The organism is Rubripirellula tenax, from assembly GCF_007860125.1.
GTDB classification, from domain to species: domain Bacteria; phylum Planctomycetota; class Planctomycetia; order Pirellulales; family Pirellulaceae; genus Rubripirellula; species Rubripirellula tenax.
In genome coordinates this window covers 373,804-397,689 of record NZ_SJPW01000006.1, presented here as the reverse complement: position 1 = coordinate 397,689, position 23,886 = coordinate 373,804, and the positions used below count along the sequence as shown (strand labels likewise).

The 23,886-nt window shown below is 53.7% G+C and carries 14 protein-coding genes, 1 tRNA gene and 1 pseudogene; 7 read left to right on the top strand and 9 right to left on the bottom strand.

What is annotated here, in order from left to right; translation table 11 throughout:
- Positions 1-9 precede the first annotated feature (9 nt).
- The gene (locus Poly51_RS22345) at positions 10-774 is read right to left on the bottom strand and encodes a rhomboid family intramembrane serine protease (RefSeq protein WP_146460278.1); all 765 of its coding nucleotides are present in this window, start codon (positions 772-774) and stop codon (positions 10-12) included.
- Between the two features lie 732 nt (positions 775-1,506).
- Between Poly51_RS22345 and Poly51_RS22340 the strand changes: the two genes are divergently transcribed.
- The 6 genes from Poly51_RS22340 to hmpA all read left to right on the top strand — a co-directional run bounded on the left by Poly51_RS22340 (position 1,507) and on the right by hmpA (position 6,674).
- Entirely contained in the window at positions 1,507-2,358 is an 852-nt protein-coding gene (locus Poly51_RS22340) for a glycosyltransferase family 2 protein (protein WP_146460276.1), read from the top strand.
- A gap of 223 nt (positions 2,359-2,581) precedes the next feature.
- Positions 2,582-3,058 (top strand): hypothetical protein, encoded by a 477-nt coding sequence (locus Poly51_RS22335; protein WP_146460274.1) that lies wholly within the window; start codon positions 2,582-2,584, stop codon positions 3,056-3,058.
- A 96-nt stretch (positions 3,059-3,154) separates the two neighbouring features.
- Entirely contained in the window at positions 3,155-3,622 is a 468-nt protein-coding gene (locus tag Poly51_RS22330) for a response regulator (protein ID WP_246114689.1), read from the top strand.
- A gap of 177 nt (positions 3,623-3,799) precedes the next feature.
- Positions 3,800-5,158 carry a hypothetical protein gene (locus Poly51_RS22325; RefSeq protein ID WP_186775726.1) on the top strand — a complete coding sequence of 453 codons (1,359 nt, stop codon included), beginning with the start codon at positions 3,800-3,802 and terminating at the stop codon, positions 5,156-5,158.
- Positions 5,159-5,210: 52 nt separating this feature from the next.
- Positions 5,211-5,372, top strand: a complete 162-nt coding sequence (locus Poly51_RS30635; protein ID WP_186775725.1) for a hypothetical protein — start codon at positions 5,211-5,213, stop codon at positions 5,370-5,372.
- Positions 5,373-5,438: 66 nt separating this feature from the next.
- Positions 5,439-6,674, top strand: coding sequence for an NO-inducible flavohemoprotein (hmpA, locus tag Poly51_RS22320; RefSeq protein ID WP_146460272.1), 1,236 nt, complete (start codon positions 5,439-5,441; stop codon positions 6,672-6,674).
- 97 nt (positions 6,675-6,771) lie between these two features.
- On the opposite strand, the pseudogene Poly51_RS22315 reads toward hmpA, so the two are convergent.
- The 7 genes and pseudogenes from Poly51_RS22315 to Poly51_RS31405 all read right to left on the bottom strand — a co-directional run.
- Positions 6,772-7,676: pseudogene (locus Poly51_RS22315) on the bottom strand (transposase); the annotation flags it as partial.
- Between the two features lie 222 nt (positions 7,677-7,898).
- On the bottom strand, positions 7,899-9,725 hold the full coding sequence (locus Poly51_RS22310; protein ID WP_146460271.1) for a dockerin type I domain-containing protein: 1,827 nt from the start codon (positions 9,723-9,725) through the stop codon (positions 7,899-7,901).
- A gap of 169 nt (positions 9,726-9,894) precedes the next feature.
- A complete protein-coding gene (locus Poly51_RS22305; protein WP_146460269.1) occupies positions 9,895-10,749 on the bottom strand; it encodes an NAD-dependent epimerase/dehydratase family protein in 855 nt (284 codons plus the stop codon).
- Between the two features lie 12 nt (positions 10,750-10,761).
- Positions 10,762-11,907, bottom strand: a complete 1,146-nt coding sequence (locus tag Poly51_RS22300; RefSeq protein ID WP_186775724.1) for a B12-binding domain-containing radical SAM protein — start codon at positions 11,905-11,907, stop codon at positions 10,762-10,764.
- A 701-nt stretch (positions 11,908-12,608) separates the two neighbouring features.
- Positions 12,609-21,329, bottom strand: a complete 8,721-nt coding sequence (locus tag Poly51_RS22295; protein WP_146460265.1) for an FG-GAP-like repeat-containing protein — start codon at positions 21,327-21,329, stop codon at positions 12,609-12,611.
- A gap of 427 nt (positions 21,330-21,756) precedes the next feature.
- Positions 21,757-22,002: a hypothetical protein gene (locus tag Poly51_RS22290; protein ID WP_146460263.1), complete on the bottom strand. Its 246-nt coding sequence runs from the start codon at positions 22,000-22,002 to the stop codon at positions 21,757-21,759.
- Between the two features lie 491 nt (positions 22,003-22,493).
- Positions 22,494-23,153: an ISAs1 family transposase gene (locus Poly51_RS31405; protein WP_146460261.1), complete on the bottom strand. Its 660-nt coding sequence runs from the start codon at positions 23,151-23,153 to the stop codon at positions 22,494-22,496.
- A gap of 266 nt (positions 23,154-23,419) precedes the next feature.
- On the opposite strand from Poly51_RS31405, the gene Poly51_RS22280 reads away from it, so the two are divergent.
- Positions 23,420-23,758 carry a hypothetical protein gene (locus Poly51_RS22280; RefSeq protein WP_146460259.1) on the top strand — a complete coding sequence of 113 codons (339 nt, stop codon included), beginning with the start codon at positions 23,420-23,422 and terminating at the stop codon, positions 23,756-23,758.
- Here the strand turns inward: Poly51_RS22280 and Poly51_RS22275 are convergent.
- Positions 23,740-23,813 (bottom strand) — tRNA-Pro (locus Poly51_RS22275). The two genes, Poly51_RS22280 and Poly51_RS22275, sit on opposite strands and share 19 nt — an antisense overlap.
- Positions 23,814-23,886 lie beyond the last annotated feature (73 nt).

Genomic DNA, 23,886 nt, shown 5'->3' with positions numbered 1-23,886 from the left:
AAGATGCCGTCAGAATCGGCGAGCTGTTACGGCATCGTTCCCCAAGTGGGCTCGGCCGACAACCAAGGCGACCGCTGCGCCGGCAACGAAACCGCCGATATGGGCCCACCACGCGACTCCACCGGACCCGCTGGCGGCCGACGAAGCAATCCCGCTGTAGGTTTGCATCAGAAACCAGATGCCAAGAAAGACAGGCGCCGGCAGAACAAATATCTGCAAAATGATAAAGATGGGCAGAACCGCTTGGACTCTTGCGTGTGGGTACAGCCACGCGTACGCACCCATCACACCGGCGATCGCGCCGCTGGCCCCGATCGTTGGAATCGGGCTCAACGAATCCGTCGCGTAGTGCGCCAACCCCGCCGCGACACCGGTGCCCAAGTACATCATTGCATAGCCTACGTGGCCGAGTCGATCTTCGACATTGTCGCCGAAGATATAGAGGAACCACATGTTGCCAATGAAGTGCATCCATCCACCATGCAAAAACATGCACGTGAACATCGTCATCCACGGTGGAATGGTTGCCGGTGCCAAAACGTACTCTTGGTTCACCAGTTCGACGCCGACTGGCGTGCGAACTTGCGTTACCTGAGTCAAAGAGGCAACCGCCGTGGGGTCCGTCAAGCGCAGCGGGACCATTCCAAACGATTCGGCGATCGTGCCCGCGGGCTCGGCCAACTGCATCGCGAATGCGACGGCGCATACGGCAAGGATTGCGTAGTTAACAAACGGTGTCGTGCGGCTAGGAATGTTGTCGCGTAGCGGAATCATAATGGGGGTTCAAAGAAACGCGACCGGCCATGCCTCATGCATCCCGGTCGCGAATCACTGCAAACGTGTAAAGAACAAGACAGATCCATTGTCTTCAAGATCACACGTGACTCAAAGAGTAAAAGCAGAAAAGAGAGGGTGACATCCATGTACGCAAGTAGAAACTTGCCGGTGCAATCCGTTTTTACCACCCCTCGAAGTAAGGCTGATCGCGTCCCTTGCGATCGTCCGTTGGCGATTCAAATCATTTGAATCGCCGATGGTCGGTTTTTGAAAACAACTCAGTAACTCAAAGTTGTTCTCGGCGTCGGCCGGCCTAAGACGGCCTTCAGCACCGGTGTCAGGTGCGGGCCCAAATAGAAAGGTTCGGCGGAGACTGGTTCGCAAAAACGGCAAACCGTGTCAGCGAGAATTTGATGGATGCTAGAACTTGTTCGTTACCCGAACTTTGCATCGCACACACTCCAAAAAGTTTCGAAAAGGGAGACAAACTTTTCCGGCCGGTCGGTCTCGTCAGTCACTTGGATCGGTGGAGAATGTGGCGTCGACAGAATCAAATGTCAACAACAATCTGACCCAACATTTTCATTTCGCATCGAAGCCTCGACCGAAAGGCAACGAAATACGGTGCTACAATCGACGAAAATATTTTTTCGCAGTAGCGGTTCGCGGCAATGGCTCAACGCTGCCGTGCGAATCGTTTATCCTGATGATCCAACGAAACGATTTTTGATGTCTTCCGACAAAGTTGAACTGCACGTGTCTGACTCCGCCGGTCTTACAGAATCGAGTGTCACACATTGGTGGAGCAACGAATTCGTGGACGCGATGATGGCGCGATTGGGCCCGTCGGCATGCCGCAAACTTTCGATTTACCGCTTGCCTGACAATTTTTGCTTGTCGGTGATCGTGCCGGTTTTCGACGAGCATGAAACGATCGCAAGCGTCATCATGCGATTGCGCGAAACGGGGATGCCGATGCAGATCATCTTGATCGACGACGGCAGCCGCGACGGCACAGGTGGTGTGATCGACGGATTCGACGGTGATGCCGACATCGTCGTTCGACACCATGAAAAAAACATGGGCAAAGGTGCGGCGATTCGAACTGGCATTCAAGCAGCCACCGGTGACGTCATCGTGATTCAGGATGCCGATCGTGAATACGATCCGTCGGACTTTCGTTCGTTGTTACAACCAATTGTGGCGGGCGAGTCGGACATTGCCTACGGAACCCGCTATGGGCACTGCGATCGGTCTCTTTCGCCATGGTGGCATCAAGCCGTCAACAATGCACTGACACTGCTGGCCAGCGTTGCAGTGGGCATCCGGCTTAGCGATGTCGAAACGTGTTACAAGATGGCGTCGCGGAAGCACTTCGAAGCCGTCTTCGACGATTTGAAAGAAGACCGATTCGGAATCGAGATCGAACTGACGGCGCGTTGGGCGCGGCGAGGGCTGCGATTCACGGAGCGACCCATCCGGTATCACCACCGGTGGTACGACGAGGGAAAAAAGATCGGATGGCGCGACGGGGTTAGCGCGCTTCGATGCATCGTGAAGTACGGGTTATTCCGGCGATAAAACGCTTGTCGGACGGCAAGTTCCATCTCTGACGCTCGCCCGCGAAAACCGCGTGAACTTGCGAAGTGAACAAGCGTTCGGGTTCTCGAAAATCTTTCGCCCGAATTTGCTTGACTTTGTCGTCGTCACATCGATACGCTGACGGCTTGGCAACATCTCTTCTCTCATCTGCCCTCGCCAAAGTTTGAGTCCGTCGGGCACCATTCAAGGAGGCAAACCAACGATGTCGATCACCAGCACGGCAATTGCGGTCGCGGTCAATCCCGCATTTTTGCAAGAGATCAAAGACAGCAACCCTGACCTATGGTCCGCAGCCGAAGATCTACGAAATACCTGCCGGATGCAGGGTGAATCAACAACCGTTTTGAACCGACTTACGCGATTGCTGGATAATCTAAGGGACGCGATCGCGTTGCAGTTTTCGCTCGAAGAATCATACGGCTACATCGCCGTTGCTGAGCCACAGAATGAAGACTTGGCCCGAAAAGCTGCAGCCGCCCAGGCCCAGCACGGACCGCTGTATCTGCGGATTAGCGATCTGGCGGAACGGGCCGAGGAGTTGCAGTATCGCGGATTTGAACCAGAATGTTTCAATCGCTTGGTTCATGACGCGATCGAGTTTGACCATTTGTGGAGCAGCCACGAGCAGCTAGAAGCCGATTTGGTGGACATGTCACTGAGCCGGCAAGCATTCGGTTGATGCCGGCCTCGAACCCCATCACCTCGATCGATGGCGGAGTACGCGTCGCGCGAAAGAACCGCGAAACACAAGCCTCGCAAAAACGGATAACGAAAGATGCTTAACGTATCGAATAACAAGCCGATGGAGATCCTCTTGGTTGAGGATGGCTGGACAGACGCTCGCGTTACGATCTTTGCACTTCGCCGCAGTCGTGTGCACCACCGTTTAACGTTGGTGCGGACGGTTGGCGAAGCGATCGCGTTCCTTCGCCGCGAGGGCGTCTTCGCACGAGCGCCACATCCCGACCTCCTGTTGCTTGATATGATGTTGCCCGATGGTTCGGGGTTGGACGTCCTAGCAGCAACCCAGTCGATGACGGATGACGAGTCCAACCACTGCGGACCAACGACCGTTGTCTTGACGGCATCGCGCGATGCCGATCTTCGTAAGCAATGCGACGAGCTAAAGGTTCACGACTACATGCGCAAACCGGTTAGCGAAGAAGACTTCATGCGAGTCGTGCGCGATCATAAAAAGTTGATGATCCACTCGACACCGATTCTGGAATCCGTGTTGAGCTAGCGCACGACGGATGAACCGTGGGTAGCCTTCAGGGCAAGTCAGTTTTTCTGACTGAAAACGTGAGTTGTCCACGATCGCCGATCTGAACCGTTGACGGGTGAACGCCTAATCTATACACTCAGGTGCGGATTCATTCGCTTCGAATTGCATTTGGCCGCGGCCCACGTGACGGTACCCATGAAGTTTCCCGCGCATTTCATCGTTGGGCTGATCGTGCATGCCGCGTTCGCCGCAAGCGGCTGGTCTCAATTGAACTTAACGATCGAGATCGACAAGCCGCCGATTCGATACGTCACGACGGAGGCGAAAAATCGCATCAGTCGCTTGATCGAAGGCGTCGACGCCGGCGTTATTCAGCTTCAATACGACTCCGAGAGCGGCTATCTGCGATCGCTGCTGGCGGAGCTAGAGATTCCGATTTCGTCGCAAACGCTGGTCTTTTCCAAAACCAGTATGCAGGTGCAATACATTTCACCTCGAAACCCGCGTGCCGTATTCTTCAACGACGACACCTACGTCGCTTGGATCCGTGGCAGCTCTCTGATCGAGATGTCGACAACGGACCCGAAGCTGGGCGCGGCCTTCTATACCGTTACGATGAAACCGCTGCGGGCCAAGTTTTTGCGGGTCAACTACGATTGCCTGGGGTGCCATGCGACGTCGATGACCGCGGGCGTTCCCGGCCACACGGTGCGCAGCGTTCACCCAAGTTTTGATGGCAGCGTGAATGCCCAATCGGAATCCTTCGTCACCGATCATTCTAGCCCGTTTAGCCAACGTTGGGGCGGATGGTACGTGACAGGACTGCACGGCGAGATGAGCCACATCGGTAATACATTTCTGCGTGGCAGTCGGATGAACACGGGCAACAATGGAAACCGAGTCCATTTGCGAGACGACTTTGATGGGACGGGTTACCTATCACAACAGAGCGACATTGTTGCTTTGATGGTCTTGGAACACCAAACGCAAATGCACAACCTCATGACCAAAGGCGACTTCACGATCCGAAAACTGATCTACGATCGCAAGAGACGCAAAGAGCGGAGCAGCGAGAACGACAGCGTCGATGAGAATGCCGACGAATGGAATGCCCAGTTGCACTTGGTGGCCCGCGAGATCGTTGACCACATGCTGTTTCTGAATGAAGCTCCATTGACCAGCGCTGTCAAAGGTTCGGTGGTATTTTCTGATGACTTCATCGGACGGGGACCAAAGGATGCCACGGGCCGATCGCTTCGCGACTTCGATGTAGAGACCAGGATATTCAAGTATCCGTGTAGCTACTTGATCTATTCAGATGCGTTCGACGCACTGCAAAAACCGCTACGTGACGAAATCTATCGACAATTGCTAAGTGTGTTATCCGGTGAATCATTGAGCCAGCGTTACCCGCACTTAGACTCGTCGACTCGATCCACCATTCTTGCGATCCTTTCAGAAACCAAACCGGGGCTTCCCCAATGGTTTCATGCGACGGGGCAAAGCCAAGACGAATCTTCGCCAACGGCGATCTTCGAATCAGTCGTCAAATAGTTTCCGCAGCGACCATCCGATTGACACGTTGCCGGAAAAAGAGCGTACCGCAATGTTGCGATCGCTGAGCGGCGATCTGCTATTCCGAACGATGCTGTGGCTGACTTTGGCTGTATGTATCGGCGATGGACACTACTTGTCGTCGTCAACGGCCTTTCGGCAACACTTCCTCAACGTACACCTTGACATGCACGTTCGCATTGTACACCTTTAGGTATAGTTCGCGATTCAGCTGTGATTTGACTGCGCCCCAGACATCAAATTTTTAGGTATGCCGTTTATGTTGAGTGAAAAAACGATCCGGATCGTCAAGGAGATCACCCCATTGGTCGCGGCCAACGCCGAGACCATCACGCGACGGTTTTACGAACGGATGTTCGAGGCGAATCCCGAAGTGAAGGCGTTCTTCAATCAGTCGCACCAGCATACCGGCGGCCAGCAGAAAGCTCTGGCCGGCGCAATTTGCGCGTACTTCACTCACATCGACAACCCTGCCGTGCTGATGCCGGCGGTCGAGTTGATTGCACAGAAGCATTGCTCGCTGGGTATCAAGGCCGAACACTATCCAATCGTCGGCAGCAACCTGTTGGGTGCGATCGGCGACGTGATGGGCGATGCGGCAACACCGGAAATCGTGGACGCCGTTTCCGAGGCGTACGGTTTCCTTGCTGATATTTTCATTGGTCGCGAAAACGCGATCTACAGTGAGCAGGAATCGGCACCGGGTGGTTGGATCGGAACGCGAGCTTTCGTCGTGACTAAAAAAGTTTCCGAGAGTGATGTCGTAACATCGTTCTATTTGAAGCCCGAAGACGAAGGTGCACTTCCGCCGTTCAAGCCGGGTCAGTACATCACCGTTCACATCGACCATCCTCACACGCCGACGTCGCCACGCAATTACAGCTTATCAGATCGAAGCGGCGAACCGCACTACCGGATCAGTGTAAAGCGCGAGGAGCGGTTGCAACCCAATGCGCCGGAGGGATTGATTTCGAATCACTTGCATGACGCGATCGCAGAAGGTCATACGATTCAGCTCGGCCCACCATGCGGTGAATTCACGGTCGACCCGAAAGCTGTCACCAAACCGATTGTTCTGCTAGCCGGTGGTATCGGCGTTACGCCGCTATTGTCGATGGCCAAGTCGATCATCCATGAAAATCCGGAAGCGACGCTGTACTTTCTTCAAGCAGCACGCAACAGCTCGGTTCATGCGTTCGACGATGAACTTCGTCTACTCTCCGCGGCAGGCCCTAACGTAAATACGCGAGTGATCTACGACGCGCCGCTGGCAGACGACGTCCAAAACGGCAAATGCGATGCGACCGGATTCGTGACGACGGAGATGCTTCGTGAGTGGACGCCGTTTTCCGAAGCCGATTTCTACTTCTGTGGGCCCAAGCCATTCATGGAAAATATTCATGCGTGCTTGGCAGAACTTGGTGTGGACGAACATCGCGCTCGATACGAATTCTTTGGACCCAAGCAAGAACTGACGAGCTCTGCGACTGGCTAACCGGTCGAGTTTCAAAGAGGGGGATGTCCGATTCGTTGTTGAAACTCTTGATAGCCTCTCTGGCGAAGACGTAGGAGGTTGGGTTTTACTTTGCAACAAGCTCGACCCAATCACGCTTCGAGAGTTTTCCCTTGATGTTACGTTGTTTGTGGACCAAGCAACGCTGGATCACTGCGTCGGCAAAGCACTCAACCACCGCGCCGCGAAGGGCATCGCTGCCTTCGAGAATGACGTACTAGCGATGCTCGCAGGTGAAAAAACGCTTGACGATTCGGCTCATCAGTTCGCGAGAAACTTCCAGGTTTTCGCTGCTGCCCAACGCAAAGTCCAGGACATGCTTGCGGCCTTCGCTGTCGATCCCCGGTACCACCACGGCCGTCTGATCTTTGCTCAAACGGATGCCGTCAAGCATCAACGCTCACCAAGTGACACCGCGAAGGTCCTTGGCTCGCAGTTTCTCAACGAACTTGCTTCCCGCTTCCTGCCACAGCCGCGAAACATTCGGCATTTTGGCACCAGGAGAATGCGGCTTGATCTCTTGGACGCCGCGTGTGCTTACACCCGAGACAATCGCTTGGACAATCTGTTCCTGCAACTGCTGAGGATCTTTGGCGACACGGTACGTGGCTAGCTCAACTTCGTGCGTGGGACCGTCACCAGAATTCTGGCGAACTCGAGGCCGAATAACGTCTTCGCGTTCGCCTTCGTAGAGCACGCGACCTGAACTCGATCCGGCACGAAAGTGATCACTTGGCGATGGATTGTGTTTGGGGCCGCAGAGCTTTGTCACCTCGTCGCTATGACTTCGCAGATCATCTCACGCACGTGACCCCGCAAGAAGTCGCGAAAGACTTGTCCGGTTTCAGAGGCCGAAACTTGCCCCAATGATTCCCAAAGACTAGCTTCGTTCATGATGGCCTGCCCGTCGGTTGCCGCCGACGAAAATTGAAAAGTTGCGAAGGGCAGATTCTGCCCTTCGGGAGACCATCTTTCAACAATTATTGGGCGCTTCCTTCGGAATCTGCTAGTGGCCCTACATGAGACTGTCGCTGACCCCCGCGAAGCGGGCCTGACAAAGTTTGGACTCGCGAGAAGATGGCAGTCCACAAGGTTCCGAGGTAAGTCGAGTTCGTCGAATCACTCTCCAAGTCCGCCTCCGGCAAAGTGATGTGGCAAATACAGCAGGAGCAAGAGAACGCCGAATAAGCTTCGGTTGACCTGCAGCTAAAACATTGGCTGCAGTTGGCGTCTGACGACGTCTGCTCCGATGGCTCGCCCGACATCTAGGCCCGCAGTGTTGTCAAAGTCAAAATGAATGCCTCCATAAATTCGACTCACGCCAGCCTCGTCAGCGGCTTGCGTAAAACTTTCGAACGATCGAGTCATGATCAGACTCGGGTCGATCGGCCGTTGGCCCGGTGCCGAGTGCGAGTCACTCTGGCTGGTGAATGAAACGTTGTCGCCCAGCAACGTGGTCAGCACCGCGTCGGCCGCGCCGCTGAACGTACTGTGTCCGGACGTGTAGGTCGGGAACGGAGGTGTGGCCAGCAGCGGCAACCAAGTTTCGTCGGCAATGGTGACCCCGTTTCCATCCAAATCCGCTTGGCGAATGGCGTCAATGGGACGCCAGAAATCGTAGTGATACTTGGCGTCCCAGGCGGCGATGCCCGCATCGGCCAATGCCAGGTTCAACAACGCAAAGGTCCGCGCGTTATCGACCAGAGAATTTCCTTGCCCAACGAGGACATCCGAAGCGATCCGATTCCAATGTCCCGGTGGCGTCGCAGTTCCGCCGCCGTCGGCCCAAAACACCGCGATTTCAGTTTGGTCGGCTGTTCGTTCCGTGCTGTCGACGCGCCCAAGTCGCATCACTTCATCGAGCGAAGCTGCATATGCGGCACTCGATAGGTCCGGCGGCTGCGGAGCGCGAAAGTCTGCGGCAGACCAGATCGCAAACGGTTCGACATTAGGCCACTGCGGCAACAGCGGAGGCAGGAAACCTGGCAGCGTCCGATCCCAATGACCGGGCGCATCGATCGTAGAATACGTTGCGGTTGCTTGGCTGCCATCGCTCTGTCGCGCCAACAGCATGGCGTCGCCGACCGTGTTCCCCAATGCAATTCCCGACTGCTTTGCCGGCCCATCAGGAATCACCGCAAGTGCTTCGGCAAGCGCCGCATTCCAATAGGCCAGTTCATCGGCGTCCGAATAGATCGCCGAGGCAACACGAAACGCCGCCGCCGAAAGTGCCGCATCGGGCGAAGCCCCGAGGGGTGAAGTCAATCCAGGCAAATACGGCTCGTAATCACCCGAAATCGCGTTGGCGGCGTCGAACATCGCGGTGTGAATCATCGCCATGTTCCGCGCCACAACCGGCGGCTGGGATGTCACGATTCGCCCTTGGTAGGGATCGTTGCTGGTCGTCGTCCACTCGCGAACGACGTTCAAGATCGTAGCGTTCCAATTCAGCACCGCGTCGCCACGCTGAACCGTCTGTATAACTTGAAACTTTCGGCCTAGCGGATCGGTCGCCGTGACCTCAAAATCATTTCGTCCGATCGACAGCGGCATCTCCAAGACGAAGTTCCCAGATCCATCGCTGACACCTGAGACGAGTGGTGGAGTGGCGGAATCACCCAGCACGCGGATATGGACAGCCAAATGTGGAAGCGTCTGGCCGATCATGCGAGTCGAATCAGTCAGTTGGACACCGTTTGCGTCTGGATCGCTGTCGGTTGCCACGCTGGCGACAAAGGTCAGCGGATCTTTGTAGCGATGCAGGGCATTGATGATCAGCAGCGCGTCCAGCGCCGTCGCTCGCCCATCACCGTTGGTATCACAGAACACGTCGCCGGAGGGTTTTACATCCGGAAGCACCATGTCACGAACCCGACCGAGCCGATTGATGATCGCCAACGCGTCGCCGGCGTTCACCAGGGCCGAATCGTCGACATCGAGCGGAAGGATGGGGTTCTGCCACAGCGAAGCGAGTAACCGACGCTCTTCGAGAGCTTCAAAGAGGTAACGACGACGGCGATGTCTAGATTTCACGTAATTGACAATCAAACAGAAGTGATGCTACTGACCGATGAGACAAGTAACTACTGCGTTCGCTCGTTTCAGCATAGTTCACGTTGGACAGGGGTAAAGCATCTGATTTACCCTGAACTGTTCGCTCGCATTCCACTCAAGTTCACCTTGGCGAGAGATTTTCAGTTCCTTAATCGAGCCCAAGGTAACGATCGATTTCAGCTTCGATTGACCTGCTTTCCAATTCAAACTCATTCTCGATTTCCATCCGCGATCGATATAGCCGGAGCGGAGCAACTCTCCGTGAGCCAAACCGTTTCACGAGCATCTCATGAAGTTCTCGATACGTGAAAAAACCGCTGGCAACATTCACGATTTGAAACGATCCCCCTATATGCTCAAGGCTAGAAATCTTCCCAACAAGGTCAGGTGTATACACCCAGGAAGTCCCAAACGTTTGTTCTTCAACGTTGTGAAATTCCCAGGCATATCCTTGCTCGTAACTGGAAATGAATGAATAAATGTACTGATTGCCGTTGTTTTCTGGACTGAAAATTCCACCAAATGCGATTGGCAAGCGAAACACATAGAAATCGACATCATTGCGGCGGGCAAAGTGCAGGTATTTCAAGAAAAGCTCAAACTCCAGTTTGAAATACTCATACTCGCCATCCGGTGCATGATCGCTAAACCGACTTTTAACGCCGGATTCCTTGATCGAATAGACATTGGATGTGCTCGTAAAATAGACGGCTTTGAGCTCCTGATTGCCACACCACTTTTGCAACAACTTTTGCAAGTTTTCATAAAACCTGCGATTGACTGTCCAATCTGATTCAGCAGGCCGTGCCAAAACGTAGACTCGCTCTGGAACCATATTGAATAGCGGGTGAGAATCGTCAAGCACGACACTGGATAAATCGATTGAACATCCAAGGCCTGGAGCAAGACTGCTTCTTGTGACTCGGATGATGCGTTCGGATCCGAATACATGTAGCAAGTTACTTCCAAGATAGCCGGATGACCCAATTACGATGGTTGACATGGAGGTGGATACCTAACGCAGATTGCTCAAGAGGTTTCGCTTGTTTTGTTCTTTGTAAATCAGTCCGAATGACGCATAGTTGACCTGAAACATCGCAGCTATGAAGAACGGACTTTCCGATTCGACGATCGAGGCGTATTCGAACTCGCTCATACCAATCGACTCCAGGAAATATTTTTCGCTCGGCGGTGTCGAGTGCTTTCTACCGAATTGGTCCTCGTAATCCAACGATACTTTTAGATCGTTGCCGGGATCCGTCGCTTCAACGTCGGTGACTCCAAACTCCGAGGGAGCGTTAAAGATATCGGTGCCATAGAAAAGGTGAAACTTGTTGAACCGGACAAAAGTCTCTGGCATCGCTTCCTTGACTCGCTGATAAAACTGGAAAGTTTCTTGGAACTCCTCATCTGATTCTGTTGGAAAGGCGTAAATCAAATTCAGGAAGATTTCGATTCCATGCCCACTGAATTTCTTGAGCATCTGAAACAATTCTTCCTCAGTCGAATTCTGCGATACTTTTTTCATCCGGTTGGCGGTGACACTAGCGACTGTTTCCAGACCAAAGAGTACCTCGAAGCAACCGGACTCCGCCATTTTAGCGATCAGGTCTTCCTTGATTTCTGCGTCTGCGATAATCCTGGGCGTCCACTTGATGTCGATTTCATTCTTAATGAGAAAGTCGCTCAGCCTTTTCAATTTCGCGGGCTGAATTGCTTCATCGTTGAATATAAAATATCGGAAACCAAGTTGGTAAAGCGTTTGAATCTCTCGCAAAGCCGATGCTAGTTCCGATGATTCGTCGAAATAGCGATCCGCACTGTGTTTTTTGATCTGCACGCAAAAAGTGCATTTCTTCCAATAACATTTGTTTCGAGAAAGCGGCATCGACCAGACGTACTGACTCGCCGGGAGTACTAGCAGGTCCGAGTACACCGAACACTTGAAAAGCTCCACCGGTTGCGGGGTTGATCGGTCCACGCTAATCGCTCTTTGCTGCTCAGGCCGTTTCAAAAGTTGCAATAGTTCGCTGGCAAACTCTTCTTCATGAAAAATGACGTGATCGAAAAATCGCAGCAGCTCACCGTTTGCGAGAATATCATCTTTTCTCAGCGAGAGAGAAAAGTTTTCATAGCTGTGTTTGCCAAGAATCAATTGCACATTTGACGCCAAACGCTTTCGCAGGCAGCTTGCAAATGCACAGGCGAAAATCAGCGAATTCGCCGAATCGATGCCCAGCGAAACGCAACGCAAGTCGGGATCATCCAATTTTAGAAGCGGAGCCACTTCGTCGAGGTAGGCGTCGATCAATTCGCCGATTCCCGTACCGGAAATTGCCTCATCGATATCAGAACTCGAATCGGCGAAGTCTCCGAATTCAAAACCGTACGGCATCAGCGGGAGCCACGCATCTTCGTGCAGCTCACAGAGCAGCTCAACCAACCGGGAAACGACGTCACGCGAAACGAACGGTGAGAAAAACTGGGAAAGCCCGAACTCCGGTGCGTAGCGTCGAAATACAAATTGCCAAAAATGGCTATTGATGTCAGCCTGATCAAACACCAATCCCTGCTCGAAAAGGACGGACGCACTTCGAAAGTCAAAAGCCGCAAGGGTCGTGGTCAACGCCCGCGGCATTTCCAAATGCAGCACCGAGCGATCCGGGTTCGACATTGAGCAGTGTTCTCTCATCTGATTTTCATTGGGTGGAGGCATCAGCTCGCCGGGGCTATCTCTCAGCCGATTACTCCGCAACCGTATGCGGCGTTTTAAATAGAAAAAGTTTTACTCAACCTCCGGGGCTGTCCCCAAGCCTGCTTGTGTCAAATCGATGGGACAGGACTTCACCGTTGCTTCGTTCCCTATCCTTTAATTCCCAACACACCGCCGCTCGTTTGAATCGTAAGCTTGTTTCCTTTGTCCTGTTTTGCAAACTTCGCCCACATTCCACCTTTTTCAAGTTGTATTTCCTGAAGGCGCCCGTCAACAATGGCGTAGACTTCTCTTCCCCAACCCATGTCTATTCCGCTCGAACGCTTGATTCCGATTCGACCGCCGACGGAAAGCTCAATCGCTGCCACCGTGTCAGCGCCGGTGTAAACCTGGTCGCCGTGACGTAAAAGATCGCCTTTCTTTGCTTTTCTTTTTTTACCGTTGGAAATAATTACGCAATCATCGCCTCTGATATCTTGAATCTCTCCCGCAATGCCCCCCACTCCATTCAATATCGAGGACGCTGCATTCGCAGCGTCATTCAGAACGCCCGTGCTTGGCATTGTTGTTTCCGTACCAAACGGATCGATTGCCGTCAGGACGCGATTTGCAACGTAACGCGAGAGGTTGGAGTCGCCCGATGAGAATCGGATCGGATCTTCTGAAATGAACACGCCAGCCTGTGCATCGTAGAAACGGTTTCGGTAGTAGTACAAGTCGATGTCGTCATCAATTTCTCGACCCGTAAATCCATAACGCGTGCTCTTCGTTTCGTCGGATTGGCTCGCAACGTTCCCGAATGAGTCATAACGAATATGGTTTACGATCTCTCCGTTTGTATCCGCCACGTCGCGGATTGTCCCCAAATGATCTGCCAAAAGCCAGTTGACTTCTGAATTGCCGGTTTCTTGAGCGAACACTTGGTCAATCGCCGGGCCGTGAAGATATCGCTGATCCAGTGTGGGAGCGTCGCCGCCGACTCCATCGACGTCGATAAAATCGAGCAAGACATCGATACGGTCGTAGACAAAGTAGGTCGCTGTACCATTCGCGTCTTTTGAAATTCGACGATCAAGCGAGTCATAAGTGAAGTCAACACGTTGTTGCAGCGTCGCATCGAATGCGTAGTCGACGACAGCCACCAATCGATTCCGGTGGTCGTATTGAAACTCGCGATAATCGCCGTTAGCGATCAATGTTTGCAGAACACGGTTTCCTTCGGCATCGTATTCGTAACCATACGTGCCGTCAGACAGCAAGCGATTGGCTGGCCCCGTGACGTAACCCACAGTCTGAAGATGCGATTCGATCCGGTTGCCATTGGCATCGTAAGTGTAGTTCTCGTCGGGGTTCGCGCCATCGGCGTGGTCTGCTCCGGTCAGTTGATCACGGTCGTCATAGCTGTAGTCGGTAATGCCGTCGACATCATTAATCTGCGTAATGCGGCTATCGGCGTCGTAGAGATAGTCATAGAAGGCAACGGTGCCTCTACTGCTGTCATGAGCGATTCGTTCCAATCGATTGAGCGAGTCGTAAGTGAAATTGGTGCCCACGACCAGTTGAGTGCCGGCCGGGTCGGAGAAACGATTGATCGACGCAAACTGGCCGATTGCGTTGTAGGCAATGTCGACTCGTTTGTCGGCCACTGACGAACCGCCGTTGCCAGTCTGAGTCATGCTCTGCACACGGTTGAGTGCATCGTATAAATAACTAGTTGCTGCACCCGCAGTACCGTTGATCGCATCGGTGACGCTAAGAATGTTGCCCACGCCATCGTAGGTGTACTGCAACAAAACCGCTGGTGCTCCCGGCGTTCCAGCGTTGCTCTCCGAGATAAATCGGTCGCGCGCATCGTACGTCCAGGTCAACGCACTGAAATCGTCGGTGATCGAGAGCAGATTGGTTGCCTTGTCGAACACATAGTCGATGGTGTTGGCGACTGAACTGTTGTTATCGAACCAGGTTTCGCGAGCCAACCGATCCACGTCGTCGTATTGGTACTGGGTCACGCGGCCATTGCGATCTGTTTTTTCGATCAGGTTGTCGACCAAATCGAATTCATATCGAATCTCGTTTCCAAGCGGATCAAACTCGCTGATCACGCGATCTCGTGCGTCGTAGGTAAACCGGGTCAGGTTGCCGAGCGGATCGATCAGGCGAGTCACGTTGTTGTCCAGGTCGTGGACAAACCGTGTCACTCCGGAATCGGGGTCGACTTTGGCGATGAGTCGTTCGCGGGCGTCGTAGAGAAAGCGAGTCGCTTGCCCGAGCGGGTCGGTGACGCTTGAAAGGTTATCGGAATCGTCATACCTGTACCGCGTTGTGTTGGACTGTTCGTCGGTCGCACCGACCATGCGGCTCAGGCCATCGTAAACGTACGTCATCTCGCTTCCGCCGCGATCCACCGATTCGATCAAATTGCCGGCGGCGTCGTATACAAACGTGGCCCTCGCCAGCAGCGGATCGGTAAACGAAAGTTGGCGATTTAGTGGATCAAACGTGAACGTTGACCGGTTCAAATTTGGATCAACAATTTCTGTTACGTTGCCGGCCGCGTCCAGTGTAAAGGTGATGATGCCTTCGTCGGCAGTTCCGGCAGCCAAAGTCACCTGGGTACCGCGACCGAGTGCGTCGTAATCAAAGTCAGTAACGCGATCCAGCGGATCCGTCACGGTGTCCACCAGGCCGTTGCCAAGGTAGGTGTAACGCGTCACCAGATCATTCGTTTCACTGCTAGTTGCGTCTGGCAACCCGATGACTTCCGTGATCGACAGGGTGTTGCCGTTGGTCGGATCGATTTCGAAAAATGTTTGGCGTCCCAGTTCGTCAGTGATGCTGGTCAGTTGATTGAAAACCGGGTCGTAGGTGTACAGCCGAGGTGTCGGCCCGAACGCACGTTCGCCGTAGTGCATCGTAATTGCATTGCGATAGTGGTCGTCACGGTTGATACGACGGACCTGTGTTCGAGCGCCGAGGATGTCGTTGACGCCGTCGTTATCCAGATCGACGACAGTCGCATCGAACCCGCCGCCACGATAAGCCGTCGAGCTACCAAATCCGCCGCCCGCAATTCCTGCGGCAACGTGGTATTGCGCGGCGGAGGCCAACACAATATCCAGGACTCCATCGCCATCTACATCGGCAATCTCAACAAATTCCAAGCTTGCCACAGTGAAAGATCGCTGGGAGATGGCCCCGACGAAATTCACGGCGTCGAATTGACCGGTCCCGTCATTAAGCAGGTATCCTCCATCTAACACCAGCCTGGACTGATCGAAGGCAACAACCGCAATATCGTTGAACCCGTCCGCGTTTAGATCCACGATTTCGTAGTCACGAACACCGCCCGCTGTAATGGGGGCGGCAGCTGTAAACGCACCAACTCCGTCGCCAATGTAGACGAGGATCGTACCGGTATCGCGGGTGCTAATTACCAGATCGAGGTTGCCATCATGGTTGATGTCACCCGTCTCAATCTGTTGTGGCCGCCCGTCGGCTACAAAACTGGAAACGGTATAGCCGCCGACTCCATCGTCCAACGCCATGAAAATGGTGCTGTTCACATAACCATTATTGCCGTAGTTTTCCCTTCTGAGGACGAAATCAAGTACCCCATCGTTGTTGAAGTCGCCCGCCGTTGTCAGTCCGCCGTTCAGGCTGCCAGCAATCCCAAAATCAACCACAACCGGTTCGTCGAATGTTCCGTCGCCGTTGTTGATGTAAACGTATTGGACTGTTTTGAAGTTCTGCGTATCCGTGTTATCCAGTATTTCCCAAACAACGTCATCCAGATTGTCACCGTCGAAATCGACAATCATCATTTGACGACGACCCAAGGCCGACGCTCCGGAATCCAGCACGAGCGGTTCCGCGTACTGTCGGTTGCCCAATCCGAAACGTACTTCCAACCCGGCTTCATAGTGCCGCGTAATGATGTCGGCGATACCGTCGCGGTTGAAATCTGCGGATTCGATTTGCTCCGGCGCGATCGCGTTGCCTGCAGTCGTATAAGGGATCGCGAACGGCAGATCAATTTCGTCCCACGCAGCAAACGTGCCATCACCACGACCGCGCAGATAACTGACGTCGTTACCGATATTACTTGGAGTCAGCAAATCGACGAACCCGTCTTTGTCGAAATCGGTCGCCAATAGACTGATGACAATCGAATCGCTGGCGGCGAATCCCTGAAAGACGTTGTCAAAGAAATAGTCCTGTGCTGTATCGAATGTGCCGTCGCCGTTGTTGAGCAGCACGCGAATGATGGCACCCGCTTTGGATGTCAGCGCCAGATCATTGAATCCGTCGTCGTTTAGATCGGCCGCTTCAATCGCTGTCCAGTATGGAAATTCATTTCCTTCCGGAATTAGTTCGGTGACAATCGTCGGCACACCGAATCCACCCAGTCCATCACCAAACACAACGGACGCCAAACCTTCGTGTTGAGAGGCGACAAACGCATCCAACTGGCCGTCATTATTGAGATCGACAAGTTTCAGGAACGCTGCTTCAAACAGCGGAGACGCGCCATTACTTTCGAACCCCAAGCTATAGTTGGCCGGCGATCCGAAACCTCCGGTTCCATCTCCAAGCATGACCGTGATCTTCACGTCCAGCCCGACAAAAACATTTCGTGTGTTGGAAACGACGATGTCTTGATTGCCGTCGCCATTCAAATCTGCCGCTTCGACTGCCCAAACATAGCCAGGCCGATTTGCTTGCACGCTATCGTCGGGATGAATCAGCACGGGCGAATTGAGTCCGCCGTTTCCATCATTCTCGTAGTAAATGAAACTGGCAAACGGCTGATTAATTTCATCTTCTGGCTGCGTCAGCAGTACATCCGGTCGCGAGTCGTTATTGAAATCCACAACGACCATGCCTGGCTGCCGAACCTGACTACGCACGTCCGGAAACGGATTTTCCGGGTCATCCGGTTCGTAATAGTCCTCGGTGTAGTCACCTGGGAGCACGTCGGTATGGTACGCCAATGCAGTTCCGAACGTTCCGTCCGTGTTCTGCAGCCAAATGTTCAGTCCGGCAGTATATTCAACACCTACCGATGAGATAATGTCGGTCAGCCCATCACCATTCATATCTTTCAAACGATAGATGCTGCTCGGATATCCAAATCCGCCATTCAAGTATTCCGGTGGCAAAATTCCGCCGCTGCCGTTATTCAAAATGACTTGATCGTCAACCAGGAAATCAATCGCGCCATCGCCGTTGAGATCACCGGCAAAGAAGGAGCCTACCTGCGTATCCGCCAGCAAAGCTGGAGCCGGAAATTGCACTCCACCAGCGCCACCAACGGCAGAGACCGAGTCCAGGATTCCAATCACGTTGCCATTGGCATCGTACGAATACGTCGTCCGGAAACCACGCGCGTCCGTCGTGGAGACAGGCAGAAGATCATTGTTGTATACCGTCGCACCCAGGCTACCCACTCCGTCTCGCCCACTGACGGATTGTCCAGCAGTATTCAGTTCGATCGTTGTCACATTGCCATTGCCATCCACAAACGTCGAAACCACAGTGTCACGCCGCAGCGAGAACGGCGCGCTTGCGGCACTGGATGTTTTCTCCGCTGGAGACAGCCCCTGAACTTGTACCGGTTTGTATTGCAGGATGGAGCCGTCCTTGCGAGTTGCCCGTTGTGCACGCCCCGCAAAGTCGTACTGCATTTCCTCGCGGAACCCGCGTTTGTCGACTTCAGCGACAATGTGGCTGCGTCCATCGTACGACCAAGTTCGCGTCGTGTTATCAGGATCGGTGACACGAATTAAGTTCCCACGGTCGTCGTACTGCAGCAACGTTGTACGACCAACGGGGTCGATGATCGACGTGACCTTGCCATCGGTGTAGTTGAGCGTCGTGATCAATCCGACCGGATCGGTGATCGTGGCCAACCGCCCATTCGTGTATCCGTATAAAGTGGCGTTGCCGTTGCGATCGACGCTTGAAATCAAGCGATTGTCGCTGTCGAAAGTGGCAACGGATTGATCGGTCGTGGTGTGTCGAAAGGTGCCATCGAGTAGTTTCGAGAGTGTCGAGAAATGTCCCGCAGGTGAATCGTATGACAGTCCACCTGTGGCCAACTTGAACAACAGTTCGGTACCGTTGCCGTCGACCAATATCACCGAGCCGTCTTGTGACTCGACAAGATATTGAAGTCCGGCAAGCTCCCAACCACTTCCAAATGGGCTGGCAATGCTGTTGACGTGCAACAGTTGTCCCGTCGTTTCGCCTCGTATCCCTGATGATTGCGTGATGTCGCCATCGGGTGCGACCACGAAACCGGTTCTCATTGTGTAGTCGTAGATACCGGTCGGCTGATTGCTCAGGTCCACCTGAATCGCGATGTCCTGAGTTTGGCCACCCAGGCCCGTTCGCCAAAAATGATCGTCGCCTTCGACTCGAAGTCCGTTGCCGGTTACAGTCAAATACGAAACGACTCGCACATCCGCGATGCTTCCGGCGAACTGGTTTGTATCGACATTCAACGCGAAGGCATCGTGTACGATCGGTCGCGGGTCAGCGCGAAACGAGTTGTAAACCAACTGCACACCGCGTGAGACGCCTTGGGATCGATATGTGACCAAGTTATGGTTTTCAATCACCGCTCCGGAATGGGCTTCGACCATCGATGTTCCGGCCAATAATTCTTGGCAGGGGTCACATGAATAATCTTGATTGAAAAGATTCTGGCGATTGAAATCGATGTTCAGCACATTCAGCACGAATAGGTGCCAACTGCTGTTCCGAATTCCACCAGAGATGGTTTCGACGACGGATCCATCGGTGCTGACGCGACCTCTGCCAACGTTGTCAAACTCGCCCGTCACTGGATTGATCGACCATAGATCAAGCTCGACTCCCGCCGGCAATCCTGATCGGTTGGGCAGGGTCAGTGGCGTCGGCTGGGTGAACACCATGTCGCCGGGCTGGATCGTGACAACTAGGTCGGGGACAAAGCCTGCCGGCAATGCGGCCGGAGTCAGTTCGCGAGGCACTTCGGTGATCGACAGCGTTCCGGTAAACGGCGTGCCTGATTGACTGAAAAGCGTGCCCGCTTGCACCAACACCGAGGCGCCGGGAATGGCCGCCGTGGTCACCAGCGTGTCCTCCGTAGCGCTGATCGTCTTGCCGTTGGCAACATCAAGTTTCGGCAAATAGATCGGCCGGACGATCGTGTTATTTTGACCTTGCTGGACGGCGCCACCAAGCATCAACGGCAGCTTCTCGGCAATGAACGGATAGGTTGCGCCGGGGATCGTCAACAGCTCGCCGCGGATTCGCAAGGTGTCGGTAACCGGCAGTCCCGCACCAACATCTAGCAAGAAGCCGCCGACAGAGTCGGTTAACACTTCGGTTCCACCCAGTTCGACTTGAATCCCGCTGATTGGCGATCCGTCGACGTCCAAAATTCGGCCGGCGATACGAGTGGTGACCACCGGGTCCGTTACCACAATGAGCGTGAAAGTTTGTCGATCGGAAAGCAGGCTGTCCGATACGATCGCTTCGACCGTGTACGTACCGACTTGACCGGGAGTGGGTGCAAAGGTGAAGCGGCCGCCCGCGAATTGCGTCGCATTGGGAAGCGGCGTTTGGCTGGTGATTGAGTACGTCAATTCGTCGCCGTCGGCATCCGTTGCCAGCAGTTGCAATTCGGCTCGTGATCCAGGCGTCACGGTGATCGTCGTCAGCGATTCCAGGACCGGCGCGAGATTCGGCAATCCGACCAGCACTTGTGGCGTCAAATTCAAGGGCTGATCGCCTGTGACATGGAAATGCACCGGAACGAAGCCCGATCGAACGCCCGCAGGAAGCCCCCCCGATCCGATCGCGCCGCGGAGATTGATATACGGTGAACCATCCGCCCCGGTGCCAGAAGCATTTTCGACCGTCACGCCGGCAGGAAGTCCAGGGAACGAAATTACGGAGCTGCGACTGACTGAACTCGCGATATTTTGAATTGCTATTTCCGTTGTCAACAAACGAGTGGCCGAATCAAAAGCAGTCGCTCGCTCAACGACACTTGTGCTCGTCGATGAAGTGAACGTCGCCGTATCGATGATCGCACCTGGCGCAACCGATTCAGAATTTATCGCAACCTGGCCGACTGGCGTTCCATCCGGATCAACGGAATTGGAAAGTAAATCGAGCTTGAATGTCGAATCGGAAAGTGGGTTTCGATTGAGAGATTGCAGCACCAGCAATCCATCTTCGGCACCGGTGACAGATGAAAAATCAAGCTCCAGAATACGGCCGTCCCAGCGAGAGATCCCGGTTGTGTTGCGTGCTTCGGTAGCTGTTAACGAGAACAATGGCGTGCGAGTGCCGTCGCCGACGAGTGATCGAGACGTATCTTCGGGATCGAGCAAGTAAACGGCGAACAAGTCTCCGTCGATTCCGACTTGAGGGCTGGACCCAAAATTTGCGTCGACCTCCATTCGATACGTTCTGGTTCCGGCATCTTGGCCGACGGCGACCAAGGTTCGTTGCTCGCTCGCAAACGCGTTGGACTCGGCAAGCACTCGCTGGCCAGAAATGCCTCGACCTAGCGCGTTGATAACAGTCAACGCGTCCAAGGCACTGACAGTCCGACTACCGTTTACATCGACAAAACCACGATTGCTCGGGCGAGGTTCGAGAAGGTCGAAGCGGTCGGTCGCATTGCTTTGGGAGCTACGTCTTCCCAATTCATTGATGACCACCAGAGCATCCGAGGCCGAAATCCTTAGATCGGCGTTGACATCCAAGTTGTCCGCTGGGTTGCGCCAATCCGACGCTAGCAGCCGACGAACTTCAAGGCTTTCCAATCGAGGTCGTCGCGTTTTCTTTTTGGAACCAGGTCGTTTGTGGGCCATGATATCGATGCTTTGCCAAAGGTGTTCGAGCGATTTCGATCGCCTTCGTTACAGATCGATAACCCGCGCCGTATCGTAATCGGGCAATCTTGCCGAAGCTACTCCAGTATCCGAATTTGACGAACGCATCGGGTGAACTGCGGACCAGCTTGCAGGCGGCAAACCCTGCCTTATTTCGGAGCGGATCAGAGGAGGTAACGTAGCACCTAGCGAGAAAAAATTAAATGCTTCAAACCCAATGCTGTTCGGCACAGAATTTGGGTTGCCCGGTTTTTTCAACTCGCGATTGATCTGACCGTTTGTTTCCCTGCTTGCCTTTACGCTATCGGGGAAGCTTCACCTTTTGGCTTCGGGATTGTGTAGATGTCTGCGCAGCAAGAAAGCCCTTCTTTGGATGTAGTTTAAATCGGAGCGCTGCCCAGCACCTCTAATCAAACTTTGGACGCGACCCAACTTCCGGCATCCACTTTAGCCATTCCTCCGGGACAAAATTTACGGCCTTTGTTGTCTTGTTGAGGATGTGCCATTTGTCCGCGTGTTTCGTGATCGCTTCTTCTATTTCGCCGAGCAGTCTTGCTGCCGGAGATCCAGCGTATTTGTAAATCAGTTCTAGAGCTTGACGATGGTTCTTGTAAATTCGCTGGCACGGCGTTTCGATATCCGGGTCGTCCATCAATTGTCCTCTGAGCAAACGCAGGTACTGGTCCAGAAACGCGAGAACATCCTCACCAATCAAATTTCTGTCGCCACGCAAACGCGACTGACAACACGGTGGAGATTTTCATGCGAGTACGCGACCCATACTTCTCCGTTTTCTTCGACTAGACCATCGCGAAGCAAAGCCAGTGCCACCGATTTGATGCTCTGGTAGAGGATCCCTGTATCAACGGCCAATTCGTAGCGAGTCCGGCCATTCTTGCCGGCGCAAAGAAGAGAGTCCAACGCTTCAAACTGCCGTTGGGCTTGTAGGGGCTTCGCGGAATCGTATGCAGCTTGCCGATTTTTTTGCATACTGCCCGTGATCAAAAAGGCTTGTCAGTTCGGGTTCAATCGTCAAAAAGGTTTCGTCGTCCGTGATGATGTCGCCCGCCTAGCAGCAATGCGACGTGAAAGATTGGAACGCGAAACGCCCGTCACCGGTCATCCGGCGCGGGCGTCCGTCGTCTATGATTTGGCTGATTCTTGAGTTGCTTCCAAGAACCGGGCGACGGATTGCTTGCTGGTGTAAATGCGTCCGGAACCGATCCGGATTGTTTCCAGCTTTACTCCGTTTACGCCACGTTTCGCCCACCTCCAAATAGTTGAGGGGTGAGGCCGGCCGTGCAACTCACGCGCGGCTTGTGACAGTGACAGCACGTCCTCTGTCAACTTTTCGTCGGGAATTCCAGACAACTGCCGAATGACCAACCGCGTCTCGGTAGCGAAAGCGGCCATCGTGTGCAACGGGCTTTGGGCCGCAGCACGATCAAACGATCCACGAAGAACCTTTCCATCGATGGCGATGCCCTTGCCTCGAAGCGAACGGGCAAATTGGTCTACCCAGTGATGCATCGCCGCGAGAAACTCACCCGTATCGAGTCGGCTGAAAATTCGTCCGAGTGTGTCGTGACTGGGCACGCCGTTCTCCAACTTGATGTAACGGCGAAACCATTTGATCTTTCCATTGGCGAACCGCTCTACATCAGTCCAGCTGTTGGCACCACAAATCGTCGCAGTGAGCGTGATGAAAATCACTTCGAGCAAGTCATGGTTATGGCCACGCTCAGCCCGTGGGTCGGTAACATTTACAAAGCTTTTGCAAACAATGGCTGCTGGACTGTTCATCACTTGGCACCTCCGTGCGGGAAGCACGCCACTCAAAAGCGAGCGTCTTGACTTCCGAAATGACAACGCAATCCTTGGACCGATACGAAATCAACGTGCGATTGCCCTGTGAATTGACCCCAGTCCGAAACCCTTTGGCTCCCACCTGTCACGGGGCACTGAAAAGGGACCAGTGATGGGCGCCTGAAAGTCCTCCACATAGTGAGGGGGGTTGGCCGAACTACTATTGTTCGTTTTGCAAACAGCGAAACGGAGAACGGGAAACAGTGGCCAACCTTCGCCTGCTCGAAGAGATCGATGCTGATACCTTTGCTCACAAAGCCCGTGAACTGAGGGACGAAGCGGCGTCGTTGAGGCTCGAAATTGAGCGTTGTGACCGTGGCCGGAACGAAACCATCGACATAGCAGTGAAAGCGTTTGAACTTTCGCAAAGCCTTCGTGCTAGGTGGGTTACGGCTGATTACGCCGCCAAACGTCGAATCCTCGAAATCGTCTGTTTGAACTGTTCTCTGGATGACGTAAACCTATGCGCCACAATGAGAAAGACCTTCGACCTGTTGGCCGAAGGGCTTGTTACGAAAGATAGTCGGGGCGATGTGATTTGAACACACGACCTCTGCGTCCCGAACGCAGCGCTCTACCAGGCTGAGCCACGCCCCGATGGCGATCTTCACGGACGTAAAATGATAATCCGTTTTGACGGTTTGAAATAGGTGTATTTGAGCTATTCTTT

What these genes read in the sequence shown, in the direction of transcription:
- Poly51_RS22345 (WP_146460278.1), bottom strand. Translation starts at nt 774, where the DNA reads ATGATTCCGCTACGCGACAACATTCCTAGCCGCACGACACCGTTTGTT.
- Poly51_RS22340 (WP_146460276.1), top strand. Translation starts at nt 1,507, where the DNA reads ATGTCTTCCGACAAAGTTGAACTGCACGTGTCTGACTCCGCCGGTCTT.
- Poly51_RS22335 (WP_146460274.1), top strand. Translation starts at nt 2,582, where the DNA reads ATGTCGATCACCAGCACGGCAATTGCGGTCGCGGTCAATCCCGCATTT.
- Poly51_RS22330 (WP_246114689.1), top strand. Translation starts at nt 3,155, where the DNA reads ATGCTTAACGTATCGAATAACAAGCCGATGGAGATCCTCTTGGTTGAG.
- Poly51_RS22325 (WP_186775726.1), top strand. Translation starts at nt 3,800, where the DNA reads ATGAAGTTTCCCGCGCATTTCATCGTTGGGCTGATCGTGCATGCCGCG.
- Poly51_RS30635 (WP_186775725.1), top strand. Translation starts at nt 5,211, where the DNA reads ATGTTGCGATCGCTGAGCGGCGATCTGCTATTCCGAACGATGCTGTGG.
- hmpA (WP_146460272.1), top strand. Translation starts at nt 5,439, where the DNA reads ATGTTGAGTGAAAAAACGATCCGGATCGTCAAGGAGATCACCCCATTG.
- Poly51_RS22305 (WP_146460269.1), bottom strand. Translation starts at nt 10,749, where the DNA reads ATGTCAACCATCGTAATTGGGTCATCCGGCTATCTTGGAAGTAACTTG.
- Poly51_RS22295 (WP_146460265.1), bottom strand. Translation starts at nt 21,329, where the DNA reads ATGGCCCACAAACGACCTGGTTCCAAAAAGAAAACGCGACGACCTCGA.
- Poly51_RS22290 (WP_146460263.1), bottom strand. Translation starts at nt 22,002, where the DNA reads ATGGACGACCCGGATATCGAAACGCCGTGCCAGCGAATTTACAAGAAC.
- Poly51_RS31405 (WP_146460261.1), bottom strand. Translation starts at nt 23,153, where the DNA reads ATGAACAGTCCAGCAGCCATTGTTTGCAAAAGCTTTGTAAATGTTACC.